Origin of the sequence: Streptomyces otsuchiensis, assembly GCF_004305975.1 — a bacterium.
In the GTDB taxonomy this organism is placed as follows: Bacteria; Actinomycetota; Actinomycetes; order Streptomycetales; family Streptomycetaceae; genus Streptomyces; species Streptomyces otsuchiensis.
Genome location: NZ_BHZI01000312.1, coordinates 1 through 6336 on the forward strand (window position 1 = coordinate 1; position 6336 = coordinate 6336).

The following is a 6336-nucleotide window of genomic DNA, read 5'->3' on the forward strand; positions in this document are numbered from 1 at the left end:
ACCCCGCCCGCGCCGACGCCCTGCGCGCCCGGCTGCTGCCCCTCTCCCGCGACGACCGGCAGACACTGCTGGTGGAGCTGGTCCGTGACGAGACCGCCCGCGTCCTGGACGCCCCGCCCGAGGACATCGGTTCGGGCCGGCCCTTCCGCGAACTGGGGCTGACCTCCGTCAGCGCCGTGCGGCTGCGCGACGCGCTCGTCGCACGTGCCGGCCGCCCGCTGCGCGCCACCGTCGTCTTCGACCACCCGACCCCGGCCGCGCTCGCCCGGATGCTCGCCACCGCCGTCCTCGGACCCGACGGCGACACCGGCGAACCCCACCGGGGACGGAGACCGGCGGGCGCGCGCCCGGCGGACGACCCCGTCGCCGTCGTCGCCATGGGCTGCCGCTACCCCGGCGGCGTCGAGACGCCCGAGGAACTGTGGCGCCTGGTGCGCGACGGCGTCGACGCCACCGGCGACTTCCCCGAGGACCGCGACTGGGACCTCTCCGGCCTGTACGACCCCGACCCCGACCGCGCCGGGCACTCCACCACCCGGCGGGGCGGATTCCTCGCGGGCGCGACCGAGTTCGACCCCGACCTGTTCGGCATCTCGCCGCGCGAGGCCCTCGCCATGGACCCGCAGCAGCGGCTGCTCCTCGAACTCTCCTGGGAGACCCTGGAACGCGCCGGTATCGCCCCCGACTCCCTCCAGGGCGAACCGGTCGGTGTCTTCACCGGCCTCATGCGCCACGAGTACGGCGCCGCGCTCCACCCCCTCCCGCCCGAGCTGGAGGGCTACCTCGACCTGGGCAAACTCGGCAGCGTCGCCTCCGGCCGCATCGCCTACAGCCTCGGGCTGCGCGGGCCCGCCATGACCGTGGACACCGCCTGTTCCTCCTCGCTCGTCGCGCTCCACCTCGCCGTCGCCTCGCTGCGCGCCGGGGAGTGCCGGATGGCCCTGGCGGGCGCCGCCACCGTCCTGGCGACCCCGCAGCTGTTCGTCGAGTTCTCCCGGCAGCGGGCGCTCTCGCCCGACGGCCGCTGCCGCGCGTTCTCCGACGACGCGGACGGCACCGGCTGGGCCGAGGGCGCGGGCGTCCTGCTGCTCGAACGGCTCTCCGACGCCCGGCGCCTGGGGCACCCCGTCCTCGCCGTCGTCCGCGGCACGGCCGTCAACTCCGACGGCGCCTCCAACGGGTTCACCGCCCCCAGCGGGCAGGCCCAGCGGGAGGTCATCCGGCTCGCTCTCGCCGACGCCCGCCTCGCGCCGGACGCCGTGGACGCCGTGGAGGCCCACGGCACCGGCACCCGCCTCGGCGACCCCATCGAGGCCCACGCCCTCGCCGGGACCTACGGGGCCGGCCGGGGCGAGGGACGGCCGCCGCTGTGGCTGGGATCGCTGAAGTCCAACATCGGGCACACCCAGGCCGCCGCCGGAGTCGGCGGGATCATCAAGACCGTCATGGCGCTGCGCAACGAACTGCTGCCGCCCACCCTCCACGCCGAGCGGCCCTCCTCCCACGTGGACTGGGAGAGCTCCGGGATCACCCTGCTCACCGAGGCGCGCCCCTGGCCGGTGGAGACGGGACGACGGCGCCGCGCCGCCGTCTCCGCGTTCGGCATCAGCGGCACCAACGCCCACGTGGTGCTGGAGGAGGCGCCCGACGCACCGGCGACGCCCCCGGGCCCGATGGCGGGCACAGCCACCCCGGCCGCGCCCGACGGCTCGCCCGACGACGGCGCCGGAACACCGCCCGCCGCGCCCCTGGTGCTCTCCGCCCGCACCGAGGACGCGCTGCGGGAACAGGCCCGCCGCCTCGCCGCACCCCTCGGCACCCACGGGGCCCGTGACACCGGCTGGTCCCTCGCCACCACCCGGGCAGCCCTCGACGCCCGCGCCGCCGTGGTCACCGGACCAGGCACCGACCCCGCCGAGGCGCTGGCCGCGCTCGCCGAAGGCGTCACCCACCCCGCCCTCGCCACCGGGACCGCCGCCGACACCGGGGCCGTCGCCTTCGTCTTCCCCGGGCAGGGTTCCCAGTGGGCCGCGATGGCCGCCCGGCTCCTGAAGGAGTCGCGGGTGTTCCGCCAGGCGCTGCGGGAGTGCGCGGAGGCGCTGGACCCCCATCTGGAGTTCCGGCTCCTCGACGTCCTGCGTGAGAACCCGGGCGCGCCCCCGCTGGAGCGGGCCGAGGTCGTCCAGCCCGTGCTGTTCGCCGTGATGGTCGCCCTCGCCCGGCTCTGGGAGTCGCTCGGCGTCCGCCCCGGCGCCGTCGTCGGCCACTCCCAGGGCGAACTCGCCGCCGTCCACATCGCGGGCGGACTCGACCTGCCCGACGCAGCCCGGGTCGTCGCCCTGCGCAGCCGCGCGTTGCGCGCCGCCGCCGGACTCGGCGGCATGGCCTCCGTGCCGCTGCCCGCCGCCGAGGTCGAGAACGACCTCGGTGACCGGCTCGCCGTCGCCGCCGTCAACGGGCCCCGCAGCACCGTCGTCTCCGGCGACCTCGCCGAACTGGACGCCCTGCTCGCCGGCTACGAGCGCGCGGGAGTGCGCGCCCGGCGCATCCCCGTCGACTACGCCTCCCACGGGCCCCACATGGACCCGCTGCGGGAGCGCATCCTGGAGGCCGCCGACTCCGTCGTGCCGCGCTCCTCCGGGACCACCCGGTTCTACTCCACGGTGACGGGCGCGGTCGCCGACACCTCCCAGCTCCCGGCCTCCTACTGGTTCGAGAACCTGCGCCGGCCGGTCCGCTTCCAGCAGGCCGTCGAGGCGCTGCTGGCCGACGGCCACCGCGTCTTCGTCGAGTCCAGCCCGCATCCCGTGCTCGCGGTCGGCCTCGCCGAGATCCTCGAACAGGCCGGCACCGACGCCCTGGTCACCGGATCGCTGCGGCGCGACAGCGGCGGCAGCGACGAACTCCTGCGTGCCGCCGCCAGGTTGTGGGTGCGCGGACTGCCCGTCGACTGGCCGTCCGCCTACGACGGCACCGGCGCCCGCACCGTCGACCTGCCCACCTACCCCTTCCGGCGGCGCCGGTTCTGGCTCCCGCGCGGAGCCGGCGCCGGGAACCTCGCCGCCGTCGGCCTCCACGGCGGCACACACCCGCTGCTGGGCGCCGCCGTCGACCTTCCCGACGAGGGCACCGGGCCGGGCGGTACGGTCCTCACTGCCCGGCTCAACGCCGGCTCCGCACCCTGGCTCGCCGACCACGCCGTCTCCGGCACCGTCCTGCTGCCCGGCGCGGCGCTGCTGGAGATCGCCGCCCACGCCGCAGGGCGGACCGGCTGCCGACGGGTCGCCGATCTGACCCTGACCGCGCCCGCCGTCCTCGGGGACGACGACCTCTCCCTGCGCGTCGTCGTAGATCCCGTCGAGGTCGACTGGTTCGAAGGGCTGGACGGGCCCGCCTTCCAGGGACTGCGCGCGCTGTGGCGCGCCACGGGCGACGGGCCGGCCGAAATCCTCGCCGAGGCCGAACTGCCCGAGGGCACCCCGGCCGCCGGATTCCTCGTCCACCCCGCGCTGATCGACGCCGCCTTCCAGACCGTCTCCGCCAGCGGCACCGTCACCGGCAGCGGCGGGGGGCCGCCCCCGCTGCCGTTCGCCTTCGAAGGCGTCACCCTGCGGCACACCACCGCCCGGACCCTGCGGGTGCGGCTGCGCTCCCTGGCCGCCGACGCCGTGGAGATCGCCGCCTGGGACACCGCCGGCGCCCTCGTCGCCGCCGTCGACCGGCTCACCCTCCGGGCGCAGCCGGCGGTCACGGCCGTCGGGACGGGCCCGCTCCACCGGACGGAATGGCGGCCGCTGGACGACCCGCCCCCGGCCGGCGAGAGCCCGGCGCAGCGCTGCGCGTCCGTCGGCGCCGCCCCCGCCGCCGACGACCACGAGAGGTACGACCGGCTCGACGACGCCGTCCGGGCCGGAGCGGACGTGGTCTTCACCGCGCTGCCCGAGGCGCCGGACGCCCATGCCGCCGGCCCCTCCGCCTCCCGCGCCGAGGACTCCCTGCGGCAGGCCCTGGCGCTGGCACAGGAGTGGCTGGCGCTCCCCGGGGACACCGCCCGTCTCGTGCTGGTCACCCGGAGCGCCGGGCCCGCCGCCGATGCGGTGACCGCGCCCGCCTGGGGTGTGCTGCGCAGCGCGGAGACCGAGAACCCCGGGCGGTTCGCGCTGCTGACCACCGACGGCACCGACATCCCGTGGACCGGCCTCACCCGGGCGCTGGCCGGGGGAGAGACCGAACTCGCCGTCCGCGACGGGATACTGCACCGCGCGCGGCTCGTCCGGGAGGACGCGGCGGCCCTCACCCCTCCCACCGGCGACGGCGTTCCCTGGCGGCTGGCCGCCGCCGGCTCCGGCTCGATCGACGACCTCGCCGCCGTCCCCGCGCCCCAGGCTTCGCGGGAGCTGGGTCCCGGAGAGGTGCGCGTCGCGATCCGGGCCGCCGGAGTCAACTTCCGGGACGTGCTGCTCACCCTGGGCATGGTCCGGGTCGCCGACGACGTGCTCGGTGGCGAGGGAGCCGGCGTCGTCGTCGAGACCGGGCCCGGCGTCACCGGACTCGCCGTCGGGAACCGGGTGTTCGGCGTGGTCGACGGCGCCTTCGGAACCGTGGCCGTCGCCGACGCGCGGATGCTCGCGCGGGTGCCCCGGGGATGGACCTTCGCCGAGGCCGCCGGAGTGCCGATCGCCCATCTCACCGCCTGGTACGGCCTGTTCGACGTGGCCGGCCTCGCCGCCGGCGACCGCGTGCTCATCCACGCCGCCGCCGGAGGTGTCGGCTCCGCCGCCGTCGCCCTGGCCCGGCACCACGGCGCCGAGGTCTTCGCGACCGCCTCACCCGGCAAGCACCACCGGCTGCGGGGCATGGGGATCGCGGACGACCACATCGCGGACTCCCGCGACCTCGGCTTCGAGGAGCGCGTGCGGGCGGCCACCGGCGGCCAGGGCGTCGATGTCGTCCTCAACTCCCTGGCCGGGGAGTTCACCGACGCCTCGCTGCGCCTGCTGCGGGACGGCGGACGGTTCGCCGAGATGGGCAAGACCGACATCCGCGACGCCGACGAGGTGGCGGAACGGCACCCCGGCATCACCTACCGGGCGTTCGACCTGCTGGAGGACGCCGGGCCCGAGCGGGTCGGCGTGCTGCTCCGGGAGCTCGCCGCCCTCCTCGCCGACGGCGCCCTCCCGCTCACCCCCCACCACGCCCGCGACGTCCGCGAGGCCCGCGACGCCTTCCGGCACATGGCCGCCGCCCGCCACACCGGCAAGGTCGTCCTCACGGTGCCCCGCCCCCTCGACCCCGGCGGCACCGTCCTGATCACCGGTGGCACCGGCACCCTGGGCCGCCTCGTCGCCCGGCACCTGGTCGAGACGCACGGCGTCCGCCGTCTCCTCCTCACCAGCCGCAGCGGGCCGGCCGCCGAGGGCGCCGCCCAGCTCCGGGACGACCTCGCCGCCCTCGGCGCCCACGCCGAGGTGACCGCCTGCGACACCGCCGACCGCGACGCGCTCGCCGCGCTCCTGGCCGCCGTGCCCGAGGAACATCCGCTGACCGGCGTCTTCCACGCCGCCGGAGTCCTCGACGACGCCACCGTGGAGAACGCCGACCCCACCCGCGTCCCGGCCGTCTTCGCGCCCAAGGCGCACGCCGCCTGGCAGCTCCACGACCTGACCCGCACCCTCGACCTGGCCGCCTTCGTCCTCTTCTCCTCCGTCGCGGGGGTCCTCGGCGGCGCCGGACAGGCCGTCTACGCCGGGGCCAACGCCGCCCTCGACGGCCTCGCCACCCACCGCCACGCCCTCGGCCTCCCCGCCGTCTCCGTGGCCTGGGGCATGTGGGCGCCCGCCAGCGGCATGACCGGCCACCTCGGGCGGGCCGACCGCGAACGGCTCGCCCGCGGCGGCATCGCCCCCATGGAGCCCGCCCACGCCCTCGGCCTCCTCGACGCCGCCCTCGCCGGGACGCGGCCCGCCGTCACCGGGGCCGCCTTCGACCTGCGGTCCGTCGATCGCGTACCGCCGCTGCTGTCGGCCCTCGCGGCCACCGCGCCACGCTCCCGCCGCCGGGGCGCGGCGTCCGGGGCCGGGCCGTCGGCCGCGCGCGCCCTGGCCGCGCTCAGCGGGGAGGAGCGGTCCGCCGCCGCGCTGCGGCTCGTCCGCGGCGAGGCCGCCGCCGTCCTCGGACACGGCTCCCCGAACGCCGTCCCCGCCGACCGGGCCTTCTCCGACCAGGGGTTCGACTCGCTGACCGCCGTGGAACTGCGCAACCGGCTGCGCGCCGCCACCGGCCTCGGCCTGCCCACCACCGTCGTCTTCGCCCACCCCACTCCCACCGCCCTCGCCG

General features: G+C 77.5%; 1 protein-coding gene. It reads left to right on the top strand.

The genetic code is table 11. The annotated features are described in order from the left end of the window. Positions 1 to 6336 (top strand): type I polyketide synthase (locus E0D90_RS22425; RefSeq protein WP_130799831.1); only part of this gene is annotated, 6336 nt, incomplete at both ends.